General features: G+C 54.1%; 21 protein-coding genes and 1 CRISPR repeat array (1 of these 22 only partly in view). Of the genes, 14 read left to right on the top strand and 7 right to left on the bottom strand.

Going from position 1 to position 19,907, the window contains the following annotated elements:
• Positions 1-12 precede the first annotated feature (12 nt).
• The 5 genes from ugpE to ACWI0H_RS01265 all read left to right on the top strand — a co-directional run bounded on the left by ugpE (position 13) and on the right by ACWI0H_RS01265 (position 4,072).
• Positions 13-855 (top strand): sn-glycerol-3-phosphate ABC transporter permease UgpE, encoded by an 843-nt coding sequence (ugpE, locus tag ACWI0H_RS01285; protein WP_485874584.1) that lies wholly within the window; start codon positions 13-15, stop codon positions 853-855.
• Positions 856-857: 2 nt separating this feature from the next.
• Positions 858-1,913: a sn-glycerol-3-phosphate import ATP-binding protein UgpC gene (locus tag ACWI0H_RS01280; RefSeq protein WP_336273233.1), complete on the top strand. Its 1,056-nt coding sequence runs from the start codon at positions 858-860 to the stop codon at positions 1,911-1,913.
• Between the two features lie 76 nt (positions 1,914-1,989).
• Entirely contained in the window at positions 1,990-3,234 is a 1,245-nt protein-coding gene (locus ACWI0H_RS01275) for an RNA polymerase sigma factor (protein ID WP_336273234.1), read from the top strand.
• Positions 3,235-3,316: 82 nt separating this feature from the next.
• Positions 3,317-3,679: a YciI family protein gene (locus ACWI0H_RS01270; protein ID WP_336269165.1), complete on the top strand. Its 363-nt coding sequence runs from the start codon at positions 3,317-3,319 to the stop codon at positions 3,677-3,679.
• Positions 3,680-3,700: 21 nt separating this feature from the next.
• Positions 3,701-4,072 (top strand): DUF1428 domain-containing protein, encoded by a 372-nt coding sequence (locus tag ACWI0H_RS01265; RefSeq protein ID WP_336269166.1) that lies wholly within the window; start codon positions 3,701-3,703, stop codon positions 4,070-4,072.
• A gap of 150 nt (positions 4,073-4,222) precedes the next feature.
• Here the strand turns inward: ACWI0H_RS01265 and ACWI0H_RS01260 are convergent, their stop codons facing one another.
• Together ACWI0H_RS01260 and ACWI0H_RS01255 are read right to left on the bottom strand one after the other, a co-directional pair.
• Positions 4,223-4,672, bottom strand: coding sequence for a DUF305 domain-containing protein (locus tag ACWI0H_RS01260; RefSeq protein ID WP_035565191.1), 450 nt, complete (start codon positions 4,670-4,672; stop codon positions 4,223-4,225).
• A 109-nt stretch (positions 4,673-4,781) separates the two neighbouring features.
• Entirely contained in the window at positions 4,782-5,447 is a 666-nt protein-coding gene (locus tag ACWI0H_RS01255) for an SDR family oxidoreductase (protein ID WP_336273235.1), read from the bottom strand.
• A gap of 199 nt (positions 5,448-5,646) precedes the next feature.
• On the opposite strand from ACWI0H_RS01255, the gene ACWI0H_RS01250 reads away from it, so the two are divergent.
• The 5 genes from ACWI0H_RS01250 (at position 5,647) to ACWI0H_RS01230 (ending at position 9,293) form a co-directional block, all read left to right on the top strand.
• Positions 5,647-6,810, top strand: a complete 1,164-nt coding sequence (locus tag ACWI0H_RS01250) for a glycosyltransferase family 4 protein (RefSeq protein ID WP_176303369.1) — start codon at positions 5,647-5,649, stop codon at positions 6,808-6,810.
• The gene (locus tag ACWI0H_RS01245; protein WP_176303370.1) at positions 6,773-7,312 is read left to right on the top strand and encodes a phosphatase PAP2 family protein; all 540 of its coding nucleotides are present in this window, start codon (positions 6,773-6,775) and stop codon (positions 7,310-7,312) included. The genes ACWI0H_RS01250 and ACWI0H_RS01245 overlap by 38 nt, the downstream gene beginning before the upstream one ends.
• Positions 7,313-8,371: 1,059 nt before the next feature.
• Entirely contained in the window at positions 8,372-8,503 is a 132-nt protein-coding gene (locus ACWI0H_RS01240) for an entericidin A/B family lipoprotein (protein ID WP_008956940.1), read from the top strand.
• Between the two features lie 5 nt (positions 8,504-8,508).
• Positions 8,509-9,039 carry a YqiA/YcfP family alpha/beta fold hydrolase gene (locus ACWI0H_RS01235; protein ID WP_035564130.1) on the top strand — a complete coding sequence of 177 codons (531 nt, stop codon included), beginning with the start codon at positions 8,509-8,511 and terminating at the stop codon, positions 9,037-9,039.
• 86 nt (positions 9,040-9,125) lie between these two features.
• A complete protein-coding gene (locus tag ACWI0H_RS01230) occupies positions 9,126-9,293 on the top strand; it encodes a DUF6435 family protein (protein WP_144408617.1) in 168 nt (55 codons plus the stop codon).
• Positions 9,294-9,307: 14 nt separating this feature from the next.
• Here the strand turns inward: ACWI0H_RS01230 and ntrC are convergent, their stop codons facing one another.
• From ntrC to glnA, 4 genes are all read right to left on the bottom strand, one after another.
• A complete protein-coding gene (ntrC, locus tag ACWI0H_RS01225) occupies positions 9,308-10,735 on the bottom strand; it encodes a nitrogen regulation protein NR(I) (RefSeq protein WP_101147083.1) in 1,428 nt (475 codons plus the stop codon).
• A complete protein-coding gene (glnL, locus tag ACWI0H_RS01220) occupies positions 10,728-11,789 on the bottom strand; it encodes a nitrogen regulation protein NR(II) (protein WP_035586359.1) in 1,062 nt (353 codons plus the stop codon). Before glnL ends, ntrC begins: the two co-directional genes overlap by 8 nt.
• 221 nt (positions 11,790-12,010) lie before the next feature.
• Entirely contained in the window at positions 12,011-12,559 is a 549-nt protein-coding gene (locus ACWI0H_RS01215; RefSeq protein WP_101147084.1) for a DUF4124 domain-containing protein, read from the bottom strand.
• A 156-nt stretch (positions 12,560-12,715) separates the two neighbouring features.
• Positions 12,716-14,122: a glutamate--ammonia ligase gene (glnA, locus tag ACWI0H_RS01210; protein ID WP_101147085.1), complete on the bottom strand. Its 1,407-nt coding sequence runs from the start codon at positions 14,120-14,122 to the stop codon at positions 12,716-12,718.
• Between the two features lie 533 nt (positions 14,123-14,655).
• Here glnA and ACWI0H_RS01205 point away from each other — a divergent pair.
• Positions 14,656-15,279: a hypothetical protein gene (locus ACWI0H_RS01205; protein WP_101147086.1), complete on the top strand. Its 624-nt coding sequence runs from the start codon at positions 14,656-14,658 to the stop codon at positions 15,277-15,279.
• 36 nt (positions 15,280-15,315) lie between these two features.
• Here the strand turns inward: ACWI0H_RS01205 and ACWI0H_RS01200 are convergent, their stop codons facing one another.
• Positions 15,316-16,344 (bottom strand): acyltransferase family protein, encoded by a 1,029-nt coding sequence (locus ACWI0H_RS01200; RefSeq protein WP_101147087.1) that lies wholly within the window; start codon positions 16,342-16,344, stop codon positions 15,316-15,318.
• A gap of 151 nt (positions 16,345-16,495) precedes the next feature.
• Here ACWI0H_RS01200 and ACWI0H_RS01195 point away from each other — a divergent pair, with 151 nt between their 5' ends.
• The 3 genes from ACWI0H_RS01195 (at position 16,496) to ACWI0H_RS01185 (ending at position 18,748) form a co-directional block, all read left to right on the top strand.
• Entirely contained in the window at positions 16,496-17,578 is a 1,083-nt protein-coding gene (locus ACWI0H_RS01195; protein ID WP_232774933.1) for an alpha/beta hydrolase, read from the top strand.
• Positions 17,579-17,623: 45 nt separating this feature from the next.
• Positions 17,624-17,926: a hypothetical protein gene (locus ACWI0H_RS01190; RefSeq protein ID WP_101147088.1), complete on the top strand. Its 303-nt coding sequence runs from the start codon at positions 17,624-17,626 to the stop codon at positions 17,924-17,926.
• A 390-nt stretch (positions 17,927-18,316) separates the two neighbouring features.
• Positions 18,317-18,748, top strand: a complete 432-nt coding sequence (locus ACWI0H_RS01185; protein ID WP_101147089.1) for a DUF29 domain-containing protein — start codon at positions 18,317-18,319, stop codon at positions 18,746-18,748.
• Positions 18,749-18,989: 241 nt separating this feature from the next.
• A CRISPR array of direct repeats spans positions 18,990-19,907; the repeat unit is 28 nt; unit sequence TTTCTGAGCTGCCTGGGCGGCAGCGCAC (it continues 6,492 nt past the right edge of the window).

Here is a 19,907-nt window from a genome sequence, read left to right as displayed (position 1 = left end):
TGGAGTGTTGTCATGGTTGAAAATCGCCCATGGGCCAATTTTTTCGCCCATACCGTGTTAATCATCGGCGTCGCGCTGGTGGTCTTTCCGGTTTATATCGCCCTGGTGGCCTCGACCCAGGCGCCGGGTGAGTTAATGCGTGGCACCCTACCGCTGCTGCCCGGCAGCCATGGGATCGAAAACTATACCCAGATGTGGCAATCGGGCATATCGTCAGCGAACTCCCCGCCTGCCGCGCTGATGCTTTGGAACAGCTTTGTGATGGCCATGACCATCACCGTGGGAAAGCTGTCCATTTCGCTACTTTCCGCCTTTGCGATTGTCTACTTCCGCTTCCGTTTTCGGATGTTCTTCTTCTGGCTGATCTTCGTCACCCTGATGTTGCCGGTTGAGGTGCGCATTATCCCCACCTTTCAGGTGGTCGCGGACCTTAATATGCTCAATAGCTTTGCCGGGCTGTCGATACCTTTGATTGCCTCAGCCACCGCGACCTTTCTGTTCCGACAGTTTTTCATGACCATTCCCGAAGAGATGCTCGAAGCCGCCAGGGTCGACGGCGCCGGGCCGTTCAAATTCTTTAAAGACATCTTGATGCCGCTCTCCGTAACCAACATCGCGGCGCTGTTTGTGATCATGTTTATTTATGGCTGGAACCAGTATTTGTGGCCGCTGCTGATCACCACCGACTCGGACTACACCACCATTGTGATGGGCATTCAGCGCATGACCTCGGAAGAGAACCCACAATGGCACCTGGTGATGGCCGCAGTGGTGATGGCAGCGCTGCCACCGGTATTAGTGATTCTGTTTATGCAACGCCTGTTTGTGAAAGGCCTGACCGAGACGGAGAAATAAGAATGGCCAGTATTACCTTGGAAGGCCTAAAAAAAACCTACACCGGCGATGTTCACGCCGTCAAAGGCATCGACTTACACATTGAAGACGGTGAATTCGTAGTACTGGTCGGGCCTTCGGGCTGCGGAAAATCCACCCTGCTACGTATGGTAGCGGGGTTGGAAACCATCACGGCAGGCACGCTCACCATCGGCGATCGGGTGGTGAATAAGCTCGAACCCGCCGAGCGCGATATTGCCATGGTGTTCCAGAACTATGCGCTCTACCCGCATATGACGGTGTACAACAACCTCGCCTATGGCCTGAAAAACCGCGGCTTCAAAAAAGACGAGATTGATAAGCGCGTTCAGGTCGCCGCCAAGATGCTGGAAATAGAGGATTTTCTGGATCGCAAACCGCGCAAGCTCTCAGGCGGTCAGCGCCAGCGGGTGGCCATGGGCCGCGCCCTGGTGCGCGAGCCTGCGGCTTTCCTGCTTGATGAGCCGCTTTCCAACCTGGATGCCAAACTGCGTGTGCAGATGCGCGTGGAGATCAAGCAACTACAGCGACGACTGAAAACCACCAGCCTCTATGTGACCCACGATCAGTTGGAAGCCATGACCCTGGGCGATCGCTTAGTGGTACTAAACGCCGGTCAGATTGAGCAAGTGGGCACGCCAATGGAGATCTACGCCCGCCCTGCCACCATGTTCGTGGCCGGCTTTATCGGTTCGCCCGCCATGAACATGCTGCCGGTGGATTACCTCAAAGCCCAGGGTGCCAACGGCCTGCTGGATAACCTGCCCGAAGGTACCGATATCGTCGGCATTCGACCGGACGATATGCACCTGGCGCCGCCGACTACGCCTTACCTAACTGTCGACTCTACGCTTGCGCTGTTTGAAGCCGCCGGTGCCGAAAGCCACCTGTACGTGACCCTCGCTGATAGCGACCAGCCCACGGTCATCCGCGTGTCGGGCCAGCCGCCGGTAGCCGAAGGCGAAACTCTGCGATTTTTTGTAACCCGCGATGCTCTGCATCCTTTCAACAGCGCCACGGGGAAACGCACAGGGGATTGAACGCCTCCCTCCCAAAAAACAAGTCAACGGAGAAACCATGCACTACGTTTGAGATAAAGCTTTCGGATCTCCCTTGATGAGTACTGAATCTGCATCCATTGACGACCTGTATCGTGAGCACTCCCGGCGCGTGCAGGCGACACTGATACGCCTGCTGGGGGAGTTTGAGCTGGCCGAAGAAGCCATGCAGGATGCCTTTATGGCGGCTGTTCAACAGTGGCCAATTAACGGCAAACCTGATAACCCCACGGCATGGCTAATTCGCACCGGCTACCACAGCGGAATCGACCAAATCCGCCAACGCAGTACTGCTCGCCGTCGGGCTCACTTGCTATTACCCACAGAGCGGTTACCTACAGAAGAGACGCTGGATCTTGAGCTAACGGCTATCGAAGACGACGCCTTGCGGCTGCTATTTACCTGCTGCCACCCAAGTTTGAGCATGGAAGCACGGATTGCCCTGACGCTTCGCGAAATATGCGGTTTGACCACTGAGCAAGTAGCCAGCGCGCTACTGATGAAGCCTACGACGCTGGCTCAGCGTATCGTACGAGCCAAACGTAAAATTCGCGATGCGCATATTCCTTATGCCGTGCCTACCCAGGAAGAATTACCCGAGCGCCTACCCGATGTGCTCCAAGTTATCTATCTGGTCTTCAATGAAGGCTACTCACGCAGCACGGGCACCAGCGTGGTTGATATCAGCCTAACCCAAGAAGCCATGCGACTGGGCAATGAGCTGGCACGGCTACTGCCCCAGGGAGAGGTGTTTGGGCTGATGGCATTGATGCTGCTCAACGATGCTCGGCGCGATGCCCGTCAAAATAGCGCCGGTGAGCTGATCACCCTTGATGCTCAGGATAGGCGACTCTGGCACCAACGTGACATCCACACCGGCATTAAGTGGCTTGAACAGGCACTGGCACTCACCCCCGCTGGCTACTATACGCTTCAGGCTTCGATTGCCGCTGAACACGCCCAGGCTAGCATCGCTGAACGCACTGATTGGGGGCGTATCGTGAGGCTCTATGATGCCCTATGCCGACGCTTTCCATCGCCGATTCTGGCATTGAACCGTGCGGTGGCCATTGCCATGAACGGTGCTCCCGCGACCGGCCTGCAGTTACTCGACGACATCGCTCAGCATCCGCAAATATCCCGCTATCATTTGTTTCATGCTGCGAAAGCGGATTTGCTGCGTCGCCAGGGCCAGTATGAGGCCGCACGTAACGCCTATCAGCAAGCGTTACTATTGGCCACTCTGGAGCCAGAAAAACGGTTTTTGAACAGGCGATTGGCAGAGCTCGAAAATTCCCCATAAAAAAATGCTTAGGCTATGTCGATTCAAGACGATGCCAAACGACTAAAGAGAGTCACTACCCTGACCAACCAGGAGACTCCCCATGAAGTACGTTGCGCTGGTGTATTACCAAGAGCAGATTATCAACGCCATGAGCGAACAGGCATGGCAAGACCTCAATCATGAGTGTATCGCCGGGGTAGAGCGCTTGAGCACCAACGGCCACTACCTAGCCGGACAAGCGTTACAGCCAGTAGAAACCGCTACCACCGTGCGTGTACGCGATGGCGAGACGTTAATCTCCGATGGTCCCTTTGCGGAAACCAAGGAGCAGTTGGCCGGCTTCTACCTGCTCGAAGCCCACGACTTGAATGAGGCGCTGCAGCTGGCTAGCCGCATCCCACCAGCCCGGCTGGGCAGCATTGAGGTACGCCCCGTTCGAGAACTCTCCCCTAAAGCACAATAAAACAGTAATAGGAGAACAGCCATGAGCAAGCTTACACACCCTTATGTAGATGGTTTCGTCGCTGCCGTACCCAGCGCTAATAAAGATGCGTTTATTGAGCATGCCCGTGCCGCGGCCGTTGTATTCAAGGAGCACGGCGCACTGCGGATCGTGGAGTGCTGGGAAGACGATGTTCCCGAAGGGGAAGTGACCTCCTTTTCCATGGCGGTCAAACGCAAGGATGACGAAAGCATCATCTTTTCCTGGATAGAGTGGCCATCGCGGGCCGTCCGTGATGAAGGAATGGCCAAGGTCATGCAAGACCCGCGCTTGCAGATGGATGTTAATCCAATGCCGTTTGATGGCAAGCGACTCATTTTCGGTGGTTTTAAAAGTATCATTGATGAGGAGTGACAGGGCACCGGCCGACATAAAAGTTGGAAGCGCTATGCGTGAACCGCCGCCATGGCGCCTTCCAAGCCAATGTCCGACCGACTACCCGCCAACTGAATTTCGATAATCTTGTGCCAACCTACCCACCAGTAGCGGTTTCACTAAACGTTATTACTCATCCTCAAGATCCGCTATTAATGCTTTCATTTCTGCGATCTCTTCCCGCTGGGTCTCGATAATTGAGTCGGCGAGTTCACGTACGCGGGGATCGGTTATCTGAGCACGCTCACTGGTCAGAATGGCAATAGAGTGATGCGGAATCATCGCCTTCATATAGGAAACATCATCCACCGTCTGCTGGCTACGCACCAGCCACAGCGCCCCGGCAAAGACCACGATGCTGCCCACCAAAATAGCCAGGTTCACGCCCTTTTTGGAGTACATATCAAGCATGAAACCCAGCATGACCACTGCCATCGTGGCCCCCATGACAATAGCCATGTAAGTACGAGTTTCACTGAAAGTGACATGGTCTAGCTGGTAAGTGTTCAGGTACATCAACCCCAACATGATCACGGTCGCCGTCACGATCATAGCGCCGAAACGTAAATACATTTTCATCGCATTCCTCCTTGAACCAATTATCGGAGTTACGAGTGTAGATACCGATTCGCTATCCTGGCGAATGACAACGGTGCAACCAAAGGATGCTTTTCATGTCCCGCAACGATCACCAGGAAAGAAGCTCCCCATTGCTATGCCAAAACCCACCACTGTTATCTAGTGTCAGTGCTTCAATACGGGCAGCAATCCCTAAAGCAGCTTCTTGCGGGCTTATTAATCCACCAAAATTGACCATGCGTGTTTGCACATAGCCTGGGTGAAGCTGGGCTACCGCAATACCTTTGGGCTTCAGATCTACTGCCAGCGATTTACCAAACGCATTCAGCGCTGCTTTAGAGGCTCGATAACCATAGCGCCCACCGGAGTCGTTATCAGCAATTGAGCCCATTCGACTAGTGATATTGGCGATTTTGCTGCCTTCGGCAAGGTTGGGGAGCAGCGCCTCGACCACCCGCAACGGCGCATAGGCATTAATTTCCATCTGCTCTCGGATACTGTCGAGATCAATATCGCCAAGCGATTCATCACGCAGCATGCCTGCATTGTTAATTAACAGCGTGATCGCTTGCCCGTCGAGCGCCGTTACCAGGCGGACGATATCATCTGGCTGGGTAACATCAATGTTCTCAATCACTTGATCAGCCACGCGATCGAGCTCTTCCGACGACTGACGGCAAACGCCTATAACCTGCCACCCAGCGTCAAAATAGTGCTCTGCCAACGCTAAACCTACGCCGCGATTGGCTCCCGTAATTACCACTGTCGGCTTCATGTTTGTCTCCCTGTTGCCATTTATAATGCGTCCTACCCAGCCTAGGTGATAATCGCGCGATTGGCTTTCTGACAGTCATGGCATTGCCGTTCGTTATCATTCCTTACCACGTTGTCATCGCTTGTTCATCCATTTGACTCGGCAGTGTCATTCACTCTGCCCACACTGCATAAAAACGTGATAAAGGGATGGATCGCTTATGCGGCTCTGCATCGTCAGTGAAACATGGTCACCGGATATTAATGGCGTTGCCCATACGCTGAGCCGGTTAAGCTACGAACTTCGTCGGCAAGGAGTGCCGGTTGATGTTATTCGTCCTCGCCCAAGAACCCCTAGTCATGCAACGGGGGTGAACAGCGAACTGCAAGTGCAGCGCCTTGCTTTACCCGGCTATTCCGATGTTCAGGTGGGATTAGTCACACCCGCCACATTACGACGCTTTTGGGACCAACATCGCCCTGATGTTATCTACTTAGCAACCCAAGGCCCGCTCGGCTGGGCTGCTCGTCAAGCGGCACGGCGGCTCAATATCCCTCTAGTGGCGGGTTGGCACACGAACTTTGATCACTACTGCGAAGATTATGGTGTTACTTGGCTGGCATCGACCACACGGCGCTACCTTCGCTACTTTCATAATGGCTGCGACCTAACGTTAGTGCCTACCCATCAGCAAGCTAATACGCTTCAACAGCAAGGGATCCGGGATATCCATGTGCTTTCACGTGGGCTAGACGGAGAGCGCTTCTCGCCTGCTCATCGTGATACACAATTGCGCCAGCGCTGGGGCGTAGGCGAACATCAGCCGGTCGCACTTTATGTTGGTCGGTTAGCCGCCGAAAAAAACCTCACCCTGCTCCATGAAAGCCTTCAAGCCATGCGCGAAGTGCGTCCCGATATCGCTCAGGTCATCGTAGGCGACGGCCCTGCGCGGGCACAGCTGGAAAAAGCACTGCCGGACGCGCATTTCACCGGCTTCGTGGGGCAGGAATCGCTGGCTCGCCACTATGCCAGTGCCGATCTGTTTATTTTCCCCTCACTTTCAGAAACCTGGGGGAATGTGGTCGCAGAAGCAATGGCCAGCGGCTTAGCCGTGGTGGCTTATGAGCATGCTGCCAGCGCCGAACTCATTAATAGTGGCTATAACGGTATTACCGTTCCCGCTGGCAATAGCGCTGCCTTTCAGCAGGCAGCGGTCGAGCTGTGCCAGCACCCCGCTGACTACGCGCGCCTAGGTCGAGTAGCGCGCTTACGTGCACTTGAACAGAGCTGGACAGGGATTGCAGAGCAGTTTCTGCGTTATTTACACCAAGCCCAGGAGGCTCACCATGCGCCCGCGTCCGCTTGTCGTATTCGACCGTCTTGATTTACTAGAGTGGCAATTATGCCAGCGCATATCGCGGCTCTCGCTGTATCGCCCCTGGCGCATTACTCTGCAAGCTGCCAGCCGCTTAGGTGATTGGCCGGTATGGGTGCTGCTGATTCTGGCCCAGCCCTGGCTTCAACCAAACGGCTCGTGGCGGTTGATGCAGTACAGCGTTATTGCGCTGTTTGCCATAGCTGTATATCGCCTGGTAAAAACACGACTCTGTCGTGAGCGGCCCTTTATCACCTATAGCGAGGGCATCCTGTGCTGTGAACCGGCACGTGATCGTTATAGTTTTCCCAGCGGCCACACCATGCATGCGGTGATGTTTAGCGTATTAGTAGCCGCTCACACCCCCTGGCTACTACCGGTGATCCTACCGCTATCCCTACTGATTGCGATCTCCCGCGTCGGACTGGGGCTGCACTATGTGAGTGATGTACTGGCAGGCGCTGCATTGGGCTATGCCTTTGCCTTGGTCAGCCTTTATTGGATGGGGTAATGGCCGTTTTCTTCCGACTTATTTTTACCGCTTATTAACCGTGGGCTGGCTTGCATTTGGCTTGCTCTATTTCGAGCGTATGGTGCCTGAGCGAGGCAAAGGCCGTTGGAAGCACTAACGCAAAATGCCTGCTTACGCGGGCATTTTAGTTATTTTTAAATAATTGTTATGGTTAGAGCAGTTGGTTAAATGTCGGGAGGCATGTCATCGCGCTCGTCCATAGTGGCCATGAAAGATGTCTTAAACATCATATACACACCAACCCCCGAAAACCCTAAGAACAAAACAAACATGCATAACATCAATGCCATCGCCATAATCTTGTCCCTGGTCGTGTGCGGTCGTTACGTTGACGTTTTCTAACCGCTACATTTGGTTTTATCGAAAGGATAGACTAAAACACAGGTTTTATCTGTACGAGAGCTGTGTGTACAAAAGCGATGCAAAAAGCTAAATTTTAAAATATATAAAAATCAAGTACTTAAAATATTTTTCGCACGCAAAAAGACCACCCCGTTTTCACGAGATGGCCGTTTTGCACCGACTCCACTCCTTGGTCTGATGAACAGCGCCTCCTTGCGCTGCAACCAGTGAGTGGGCGGATTGTCCTTTAACTTAACTCCCTGTTTGTCTTTCGGCGTCCTGCCTTCCTTTTTTCTCTCAACCCACTCACTTAGTTACTAATAACAATTATCTAAACGGCTAGAGCTAAACAACTGAACTTCTACGCAACTACTCAGTAGCTGCAGGGACTGCGCCAAGCCATGCCAATAATCAACATTAATAATTAAAAACAATAACTTAAAAACAACAAACATCTCCAAATAGGCTAATTTCCCTGCACTTTTGATGTGTAGAACTGGCACATGCGACATAAGCACACGTTATCAAGACACATCTATCTAGCTGAAACACATTAAAATGATGGCGAAACGGCGCAACAGCGATTATTTTTGCTAACGAACCTTCCCACTTTGCTATAAAAAGGCTTTGCTTTAAAAAGTGTCCAGACAGCTCTATCAATGTTTGACGCACGCCCATGCCTTTGAGGAAACCGCTATGAAACGTACTATTGCGCTTGCCATACTCGTCATGACCACACTTCTGTTGGTAAGTGGTTGCAATACCATTCGGGGTGCTGGTGAGGATATCGAACAGGGTGGAGAAGCTATCCAACGCTCAGCGAGCTAAACGTGATGATGACTGTTTACTTATCCCACGGCCTAGAGAGCGGCCCAGGGGCACTTAAAATCCAGGCACTAAAAGGCGTTGCTGAAAAACTAGATGATTGTGAGCCCGTGGTAATGGACTATCGAGGCATGGCAGAGCCCCAGCAACGTCTTCAGCATCTTTTACAGGTGATAGCCGAGCGCGGTGATGACCCTGCCCACTGTGTACTGGCAGGTTCAAGCCTGGGCGGGTGGCTAAGCGCGGCCGTCAGCGCTCAGCAGCCCGTATTAGGCTGTTTTTTGTTAGCCCCCGCGTTAGGCATAGCCGCCTACCCTGAAACGTCGCCCACCATCCAGGCACGCCACACGCACATTGTTCACGGCTGGCGCGATGATATCGTTGCCCCTGAACCGGTGATTGAACGTGCTCGCCTGCAGCGGCTGTCGCTGAGAATGGTGGACGATGATCACCGCTTACACGCCAGCCTCGACACCATTTTGGTCGATTTTGAGCGCTTTCTATGTCAATGCAGCGCGGACTCTCAGAACGACGCATAACCGCTGACCAAAACAAACATTCGACACAAGCAACCAAAACCTATACAAATGGTGTACACCAAAACCAGATAGTGAGGAAATTGCTTATGTTTGGCATGTTTAAGCGCGACCCCAAAAAGAAACTCCAGCAAAATTATGAGCGTAAACTGCAAGCCGCGATGGAAGCGTCTCGTAACGGCGATATGCGCGCCAATGCCACCCTTACCGAAGAAGCTGAGGCGATATTGGCTGAGATTAAACGCCTTGAGCAGTAACGACTGCTTAGCCTTTACTCGTCAGCCAGTGCTGGCAGCAGCGTTTTTAATTTGCGGGTCAGTGTATTACGCCCCCAGCCAAGCAGTTCAGCGGCTTCACCTTTGCGTCCACCGGTATGCTTTAAAGCGGTTTCAATCAGAATCCGCTCAAAATCGGGCACCGCCTCTTCCAAAAGATGGGTATGGCCTTCGGCCAAGGCATGATCCGCCCAGTCGCGAAACGCCGTACGCCAATCGCCATGGGCGCTACTTTCGGAAGCGCTTGGCGAGCGCAGTTCCTGCGGCAAATCTTCAACCAGGATTTCACGCCCCGACGCCATCACCGTCAGCCACCGGCAGATATTTTCCAACTGCCGCACGTTACCGGGCCACGGCAAGCGTGTTAGGTGGGCTTCCGCTTCACTGGTCAGCACCTTGATATCGGTAGTCAGCTCTTTCGCCGCTTCGGCCAGAAAGTGTCGGGTTAAACGTGGTATATCTTCGCGCCTTTCAGCCAGTTTCGGCAGGTGGATACGAATCACGTTCAGGCGGTGGAACAAATCCTCCCGGAAGCGGCCGTCATCCACCAGCACTTCTAGATTTTGGTGAGTAGCGGCGATGATACGCACGTCCACTTTGACCGGCGTATGCCCCCCGACGCGATAGAACTCACCATCCGCCAGCACGCGCAGCAGGCGCGTTTGGGTTTCCGATGGCATATCGCCTATTTCATCTAAAAACAGTGTGCCGCCGTTGGCCTGCTCAAACCGCCCTTGGCGCTGCTGTGCCGCCCCAGTAAAAGCACCCTTCTCATGGCCAAACAGCTCCGATTCGATCAAGTCGCGAGGAATCGCCGCCATGTTCAACGCGATAAAGGGTTTACCGGCACGCGGGCTATGCTGATGCAGCGCCTGGGCAACGCGCTCTTTACCCGTCCCCGACTCCCCGTTGATTAACACCGTGATATGCGAGTGAGAAAGACGGCCAATGGCGCGAAACACCTCCTGCATCGCGGGCGCTTCACCAATAATCTCAGCGTTTAAGCCTTCCGGCACGGCGACCGGTCGTTGGCGTTCCCGGGCGTGGGCCACGGCGCGGCGCACCAGCGCCAGGGCTTCATCAACGTCAAACGGTTTAGGCAGGTATTCAAACGCCCCGCCCTGATAGGAAGCGACGGCGCTGTCTAGGTCGGAATGGGCGGTCATCACGATCACCGGTAGATCGGGATGCGCCTCGCGTACTCTCGCCATTAAGTCCAGGCCGTCGATGCCTGGCATACGAATGTCGGTGACCAGCACGTCGGGAGGGCTTTCCAGTAAACGCGCAAGGGCTGTATCTGCACGCTCAATACACTCAACATCGAGATCGGGCTGCGCCAAGGCGCGCTCCAGCACCCAGCGGATAGCGCGGTCGTCATCGACAATCACCACCCGCGCAACATCGGTACGTGTAGCCTCAGTCATGACGCTTCTCCGGTAAAATTATTACCAATGGAATCAGTAAACGAAATTCGGTATGTCCGGGTCGTGAGTCGCATTCGATCAATCCTTGATGTTGGTGCAAAATCGACTGGGCGATCGATAACCCAAGGCCACTGCCTTCTGCGCGTCCTGACACCATCGGGTAGAACAGCGTTTCCTGCAGCGTATCGGGAATGCCTGGGCCGTTATCAATCACCGAGACTTCACTGACTAAGCGGTGGCGTTCCGCCCCGAGGGTAAACTGTCGCCGGGCGCGGGTGCGCAATATTAAGGTAGGTTCAGGGGTTTGAGCATCGCTCATGGCTTGCACGGCGTTGCGTGCAACGTTGAGTACCGCTTGAATCATTTGAGATTCATCGCCGGAAAGGTCGGGCAAACTGGGGTCATAATCGCGGCTAATAACAACGCTGGGATGCTCGGCAATTAACAGCGCGCGTACACGCTCCAACACCCGGTGAATATTGACCGGCTCATGCTTAAGCACACGGTTAGGGCCCAGCATGGAGTCGACCAAGTCGCGCAGCCGATCCACCTCTTCCACAATGATATGGGTATATTCGCGCAGCGCCGGATCGTCTAAATCCCGTTCTAACAGCTGTGCAGCACCACGAATCCCGCCGAGCGGGTTTTTCACTTCGTGAGCAAGCCCACGGGCCAATATCTTGATGGTTTCTTGGCGAGTGGTCAGCGCCTCTTCACGCGAGATCTGCATTAACCGATCCCGCGGCTCCACTTCTAACAGTAACTCGTCGTCCGATAGCGGCGTTACAGTGTAGTCGACCGTCAGCGGCTCACTGTTCAGCGGCGTAATACGCGCTTCTCGCTGGGTGTAAGGATGAAACGCATCCCGCGCTTTAGCCAATACCTCATCGATGCTGTCAACACCGCCCAGAAGCGTATCTAGGCTGATGCCGTGAACGCGGCTTAAGCTAACCGCTAGTAAGGCTTCAGCGGCAGGGTTCATCCAGCGCACACGCAGCTCGCCGTCCAGCAGCAGTACCGCCGTGGTGAGATGTTCAAGCAAACGCTGATGCATGGTGGTGTCCTGAGAAATTACGTCTTCCATCGCCGTTGCAGACCTACAGGTGGATAATCAATGAGGGAACTGCAAAAAGCGCGCCAATTATGCATTTATGCCTAGTTGCACGGCTTGCGGGCATAGCAATAAAAGAAGATGGATCGTTTTAGCGCAATCACCGCGCCAAATGCCTCCACAACCGCACCAATTTAGTGCATTCGAGATTTTAACCACCCGGTCTAAGGAACCGTAATCGTCACTGCGGGCGTGCGGTGCTGTAAACGCTGGCTACTATCCAGTAGCTCTGCTTGAAGCTCGTGCTGCCCCGCAGGAAGCCCCGTTAACCAGAAAACATCACTGTGCAGCGCGGTCTGGCTAATCTCTCCATTCACTATCAGCCGCACTTGGTGGTCATCGCGCAGCGGAGGCGCAATAGCCACTTCCACCGCGGTGCTTCGCTCCGGCAGCCGTGCGCCTTGCTGGGGCAGTGCAATCGAAAAATGGTCATACGGCATAAAAGGCTGCCCTGGCTTGCCACGTGGGCGCCCAGTAGCGGGCGTGGCTACACTGGCCGTAGCTGCGCTTAACCCAGGCGGCAGGCTTGGCAACGGTGCCAATTCCAACGCCTCCCCGCCGCGGCCAGGGTTATCGGTAAACGTAACGTTGCCGTGCTCATCAATGACCCTGAAAACCGTTTGCCCAAAAGCCGCACCTGACATGATGGCCGCCCCGATGCCCAGCAAAGCGGCCATCAAGAAGCTGATCGTGTACGTGGTTAGCTTGCCCATACTGCTCCTCACACTTGTCACACCCTCAATAACGAAAAACCCCGCCGAAGCGGGGTTTTGATACTATTTTGATCAACTGCGTTTTGATCAACTGCGTCTTTATCAACTGTTACCACCGCTAGGGTGATGGTAGCAGTTAGGTGCTAAAAGCGCTGATTAGCAGCTGTAGTACATATCAAACTCGATGGGGTGCGTCGTCATACGGATACGCTCCACTTCTTCCATCTTGAGTTCGATGTAGGCATCGATCATTTCGTCGGTGAACACGCCACCTTCGGTCAGGAACGCACGGTCAGCGTCGAGGGCTTCCAGTGCTTGATCCAGGCTGTGTGCTACGGTCGGTACTAACTTGCCTTCTTCTGGCGGCAGGTCGTACAGGTTTTTATCCATTGCATCGCCAGGATGGATCTTGTTCTTGATACCGTCGATACCGGCCATCAACATGGCAGAGAATGCCAGGTACGGGTTGGCAGTCGGATCAGGGAAGCGAGCTTCAACACGCTTGCCTTTCGGGCTAGCGGTGTAAGGAATACGGATAGAAGCAGAACGGTTACGGGCACTGTAGGCCAGCATGACCGGCGCTTCAAAGCCAGGTACCAGACGCTTGTACGAGTTGGTAGAAGCGTTAGTAAAGGCGTTTAGGGCACGGGCGTGCTTGATGATGCCGCCGATATAGAAAAGCGCCATTTCAGACAGGCCAGCGTACTCGTCACCGGCGAACTGGTTCTCACCACCTTTCCAGAACGACTGGTGAACGTGCATACCAGAACCGTTGTCGCCTACCAGCGGCTTCGGCATAAAGGTCGCCGTTTTACCATACGCGTGCGCCACGTTGTGGATCACGTACTTCATTTCCTGCACTTCGTCAGCTTTCTTCACCAGCGTGTTGAATTTAACGCCGATTTCGTTCTGACCCGCGTTGGCAACTTCGTGGTGGTGAACCTCGACAGTCTGGCCAATCGCTTCCAGGGTGTTACACATCGCGCCACGAATATCGTGGAAGCTGTCAACCGGGGGAACCGGGAAGTAGCCGCCTTTAACGCGCGGGCGGTGGCCTAAGTTACCGCCTTCTACCTGGTTACTGGTCGCCCAAGCGCCTTCGTCAGACGTGATTTTGTACATGGAGCCCTGAATGTCAGACTTCCAATGCACTTCGTCAAAGATAAAGAATTCAGGCTCAGGACCGAAAAACGCAGTGTCGCCCAGGCCAGTAGACTCTAGATAAGCTTCAGCGCGCTTGGCGATGGAGCGCGGGTCACGATCGTAGCCCTGCATAGTGGCCGGCTCGATGATGTCGCAGCGCAGAACCAGCGTCGCATCTTCGGTGAAGGGGTCGAGATAGCCAGTGCCATCTTCCGGGCGCAGAATCATGTCGGATTCGTTAATGCCCTTCCAACCTTCGATAGAAGAGCCATCAAACATCTGGCCATTCTCAAAGAATTCTTCGTTCACATCGCGAGCAGGCACAGTCACGTGCTGTTCTTTACCGCGAGTGTCGGTGAAACGCAGATCTACCCACTTAACATCATGTTCTTCAATTAGCGCGAGAGTCTTGGCTGACATAGAGTCCTCCGGTATGAGCGTGGCTTAAAGTTAACGACTGTAAGCTACCGATAAATGTGTTGTTCGACAAAATACGCGCTAAACCGCACGTTTGTCATTCTTGTTCGCTCAACGTTTGCCTGACATTAGTGAACAAATCGCTCAGCGAGCATTTCAGACCGGCTATCGTTTTAGCACGTCGTAGGGCTTATGCCTACGGCCCGCTAGCCGCTTGCAAATATAATGCAGAGAACATGCCAACCCTGCACCAAGATGGCATAAAAAATCAGCAACCAATTGTTTTATAAACGTTAAAAAGTGGACAAGGATGCCTCTTGATGACGCATAGCAGCTAAATGCTGGTTCGGCAGCTGTTTAAAAAAGCCATAGCGCACCAATACAGGGCAAAAATAATGTTTTATGCGCCAATAAAGTGCATGAATAATAGTGAGCCCTCTTTTTTGGCTCGCAAGTTTTTTTACTTGCTACCCAAATAAGCCAGATACTACAATAAATTACAATTTGATAGATTTGCTCACAATCGGAGTCGGCAAATGGGGTCGGTTTGCTTTATCGTTGATGCCATGGTGACGGGTAACATGTTGCCACGCCACTTAAAATCCATACGTGATTCTGGCGTAGCCGACCACTTGCTGCCCATTTTGGTAACCAGCACGCAAGCCCATGCGCGTCTCAGCTCGATTGAGCAGCGCTACCACACTCATTGCTTGATCACCCCCAAGCTACCACTAGGCGCACGCCTCAATAAAGCAGCCTTTGCCAGCCAAGCTGAGTGGTTAATTATTGCGCTGCAGAAGCAGCCACTGCCTGCCAGCCTCTGGGGCTCACTCTACCCGCAATTGAACACCTACAACCTTGATGCCTTAATTGTTGGCCTTGCTCAGCCATCATTAGCCAAACGCATCCTGCGCCGCTTATTGGCAAGCACGCTGCTGTTACCGCCCTACATCGCCGTCAGGCGGGCCTGGCTTGAGCGCTTAGGTGGATTTGATCCCGAGCTGGATGACGCCAGCGCGATTGACGATTTTTTACAGCGTTTGCATGACTGCCCCACTCGCTTAAAAACGTACAGCGGCCGCTTGCTTAGCCAGGCTGCTGAACACACATCCGCCATGCTGCCCAACGACCCGGATCTCGCTTACACATCGAAGCGGTAAGCCGTGCCTTTCGATTTATGCACTCACATATTTCCATTACCGAACCTTCAAGCGCTTGCCAAACAGCATCGCTCCCAGTGTGGTGGTATTCGCCAATTTATTAAGGGCCACCGACCCGGCGAGTCCCACGACGATGAGTACCAGCGCATACACCCCAATCGGCAACGACAAAGGCTCAACGACCAGATCGGCAAGCACAAAGAACATGGGGTGGGCCAAGTAAATCCCAAACGAATACGCATTGATGTGGCGCACCCACAATGGCGCCGGGCGCCCAGCCAAATAACGCATGGCGCAAAGCGTAAACAGCACGAAAAATGGAATCACCCACACCTCTTTGGATGAAAACGCCAGCCAACCCGCAAACGTCGCCGCTATAATTAGCGCCACCAACAGCACCAACCACGCCGGGTGCGCCAATTGCTGCATCCAGGTGGGCCGCTCAGCGAGTACACCCTCTTGAGCTAGCGGGTAGTAGCGCACTAGCACCAGCGCCAGGAAAAACACATAGATCCACCCCAGCGGGGCGATCCACAGCAGGTAGCCGGGCAAATCAACATCAAACCAATAAGCCAGCCCCCAATACGCCATGCTGATAACGCAGGCACCCCACAACCATGGCACCGGATTCAATCGCCACAGCTGCCAGCGGGTAAACAGCCAATAAGCCACGTAAAACTGCATCGCAATGATCAAAAAATAGCCATGCCAGCCCGCATAAACGTAATACTCGATAGCATTAGCCACGAACCCCACCGGCTCATCCGACGCCTGTTGGCTTAACCATTCAGCGGTGGAATAAATAAAGCCATACACAAAGTACGGCACCATCACATACTTTACGCGCTGAATAAGAAACCCCTCCGGCACGGATTTATCGTAGCGAACAGCAAACACAAAGACCGATATAAACAGAAATATTGGCGTACCCAGCACCAGCGGCAGGCGCATTAAATCAGTGGCGACATTATCGAGGCGTTGATTGACGTGATCTAATAAATGAAACAAAAAAACGGCTATACAGCCGTAAGCGCGCAACCAATAGATCTCTTCAATTTTTCGCATTGGGCCTCCCGCCGCTACATACGCCTAACCTGCTATCCTGCATGGCTACTTTGTGTAACTGCTCGGCATAACGAGTCTGCATAGCTACGATGAACAACCAGTACCGCCGCGCTGTCCGACTTTATTAAACTAGTTTAATTCCGGAGAAAACGTGTTCATCCCAAAACCACCTTTCCTCTCCTACCGGTTTCGCACCCTACTCACCACTTTTATTGGGTGGCTAACACTCAGCGGCCACAGCTTGGCAAGCGACGTTGAGCATCATTATTTTTCCTCATCCACCCTCGGTTACGATTACCCTTATAGCGTGTATTTACCTGATAATTATGACACCCAGTCGACTACGCCCTATCCCGTCATTTACATGCTGCACGGCTCTTTTGGCACCGACCGCGACTGGGTTTCCCGCGGCAATTTACAACAGGTAGCCGACAGGTTAATTCGCGCAGGGCATATACCCCCGGCAGTTTTCATTATGCCCGGCAGCCGCAGCTGGTGGGTAGATGGCCATAACGAACCCGCCCGTAGCGCGTTTTTTAATGACCTAATGCCCCACGTGGAAGCTACCTATCGCGTTGGGCAAGAACGCCACCTACGTGGCGTAGCGGGGCTTTCCGCCGGTGGTTACGGTGCGCTTAACTTCGCCCTAGAACGGCCTGATTTATTTGCCGCCGTCGCGGCGCTTAGCCCCGCAAGCTACGCCCCCCTACCACCGCGCAACTCCTCCGCCTGGCGCCACCCAGCCTTTATTAATGACCAAGGGCAATTTGACCGCGAGCTTTGGGAAACCCTCAACTACACCGCCCATTTAGAAGAGTACCGCCTGCGTGTCACCCCCCGCGGCACCGATGAAGAAGGCGACCTTCCCCCCGTACCACTGTATATCAGCGCCGGGCGCAGCGACGTTTACGACGCAGAATTTCACGCCCGCTTACTCCGCCAAGCCATGGAGCGCATTCAACCCAACGAGGTACGGCTCGACCTTTACCCCGGCGGCCACACATGGCAGGTTTGGCGCGCCAGCCTACCCGCCGCGCTCAATTTCCTGTTTCAATACGTGGGGCAAACAAACAGCGTAGCGGGAATTGAAAAACAAGCTGAAACACAAGTTGAAACGCAAACTGAAGAACAGATTGAAGAGCAGAATGAAGAACAAGCCAATGAAGCGCGAGCAGAGGCAGCAAGCCCAGGCGGTTTAGAAAGCACCGCCAGCCCTGATGAAGTAAGCAGCTGAACGCACTACACTGAAGCAACATCCAACACGACAAGGAAGACCACAATGCATCAGCATATTGAATGGGACGAACCCGGCAGCGCCAGCGTAGCGGAATACTTTAAAAACGACCCCGACCACAGGGCACCCGACCCAGGCGATATTATTTCCGCACGTTTCCAGGGCATGATGGTACGCATCAAAGTAGAAGCCTACCGCGAAGATGACGCTGTCAGCATTGGCGAAGTTGTCGCCATTATCGACACCAGCGGCGGCCGCCACCAACGCCACAGCAAGCTCGAAGTCGGCCACATCGTACGGGTACCCGACGACAAACGCGCCATGGAAACACCGCCGAAAGAAGATTAACGCGTTAGCGCGTTCCTGATTTCAGTAACAGAGGCCATCCAACGCGATGGCTTTTTTGTGTGAATTTGAATAGCCAAGCAGCCATTCTTGAGTAGCGTAATCGCAACCACATTGATGGCCTTGCGATTACGCGCAGCAATACCAAAGGCACTTATCATATTTATTGCGGATGGGGAGACTCGAACTCCCACATCTTTCTGAGCTGCCTGAGCTACAGCGCAAATTAATCACCTAAGGTGGCAGGCAAACTATCCTCACACTCCGCGTTAGCAACAGTTAACAGAAGCCACCATGTAAATTTATACTCACTTCAATATTGTCGCCTGTTGTCTTCTTGCGTTTACACTAAACAAATGCAAAGTGGTTTAGCGGTTTTAGAGGAGTATCACTATGGCCGTACATTATGAACACGATGCCTATGCCTGGGCCCTGGAGCAAGCTGGGCTACTGCGGGCGGGGAAACTGGAGCAACTTGATCTTGAGCACCTCGCCGAGGAGATTGAGAGCATGGGCAAAAGCGAACGGCGCGCGCTGGTCAGCCAATTGGCTCGTCTGTTAATGCACCTGCTGAAATGGGATCACCAGCCCGAACGCCGCTCACGTAGCTGGCGGTTGACGATCATTGATGCCCAAGCCAAAACGAATCGCTTACTGAACGACAACCCCAGCCTAAAAGCATCATTACCTGAACTGATGAGCGAAGCGTACGAAGATGCACGCCGCGCAGCAGCGATTGAGACCGATAGCGAGCTGCACGCTTTTCCAGAAAAGTGTATGTACAGTTTCGATGAAGCGGTAACGTTTCAACCTGTCGAGCACTAAATCGCATGAAAGCAGTCAGGCCTAACCACTTACTCGCCCAATGCACGTCACTTGTAGCTTGGCATGAGCGCTAGCGCACCCCGAAAGCACCGCACAGCGATACTACCAGTACACATCTTAAATCTAGCAAAACTGCCTGGACGGCAGCGTACTCTCACCCATACTTCTGCGCTTCGTTGACGTTTACCTGAGCTACCTGGGCAGCGCACGAGCAGGATGCCTACGCCTGGGCGCTTGAACATTTCTGAGCTGCCTGGGCGGCAGCGCACGGCCAGCACTCAAGATGCCCTGCGCGACGAATTTTCTGAGCTGCCTGGGCGGCAGCGCACGGCCAGCACTCAAGATGCCCTGCGCGACGAATTTTCTGAGCTGCCTGGGCGGCAGCGCACGGTGAACAGCTTGGTGATGTGGGTTCGCCTTGTTTCTGAGCTGCCTGGGCGGCAGCGCACGGGCATTTGCGCGGCTGCTTGGTGGCGCGGGTTTTCTGAGCTGCCTGGGCGGCAGCGCACGAGGGAGGGGCCGTTGATTTGAATTTACCCTTTTTCTGAGCTGCCTGGGCGGCAGCGCACGACTACATTCGCGATACGGGCGGCAGCTTGTCTTTCTGAGCTGCCTGGGCGGCAGCGCACTCGGTGTTGACGCTGGGGATAGCCGCTGCTTTTTTCTGAGCTGCCTGGGCGGCAGCGCACAATTTCGCATCGGCACGCACTGAAATGGTTAGTTTCTGAGCTGCCTGGGCGGCAGCGCACGACCCCACTGGGTCGGCACGCCAATAGCGTCATTTCTGAGCTGCCTGGGCGGCAGCGCACTCTCGCCCGCCTCACTGGCCTGGCTTTCTAGCTTTCTGAGCTGCCTGGGCGGCAGCGCACTGGAGAATTCCCAGGCGGCGGGGGTGGTGGCGTTTCTGAGCTGCCTGGGCGGCAGCGCACAGGGCAACATCGAGAAGGCCGAAGCCTGGAACTTTCTGAGCTGCCTGGGCGGCAGCGCACATGGGCGTGAATCCCAACAGCGGCCGATTCCATTTCTGAGCTGCCTGGGCGGCAGCGCACGGCACCAAAGGCAAGATAGTCACGCCTGACATTTTCTGAGCTGCCTGGGCGGCAGCGCACGTCCCGCCCGCTGGCTTGCCCGACGACGTAGTTTTCTGAGCTGCCTGGGC

The organism is Halomonas sp. NYA30 (genome assembly GCF_976980765.1).
The sequence above is the reverse complement of the archived record's forward strand: the minus strand, read 5'-3'. Positions and strand labels throughout refer to the sequence as shown.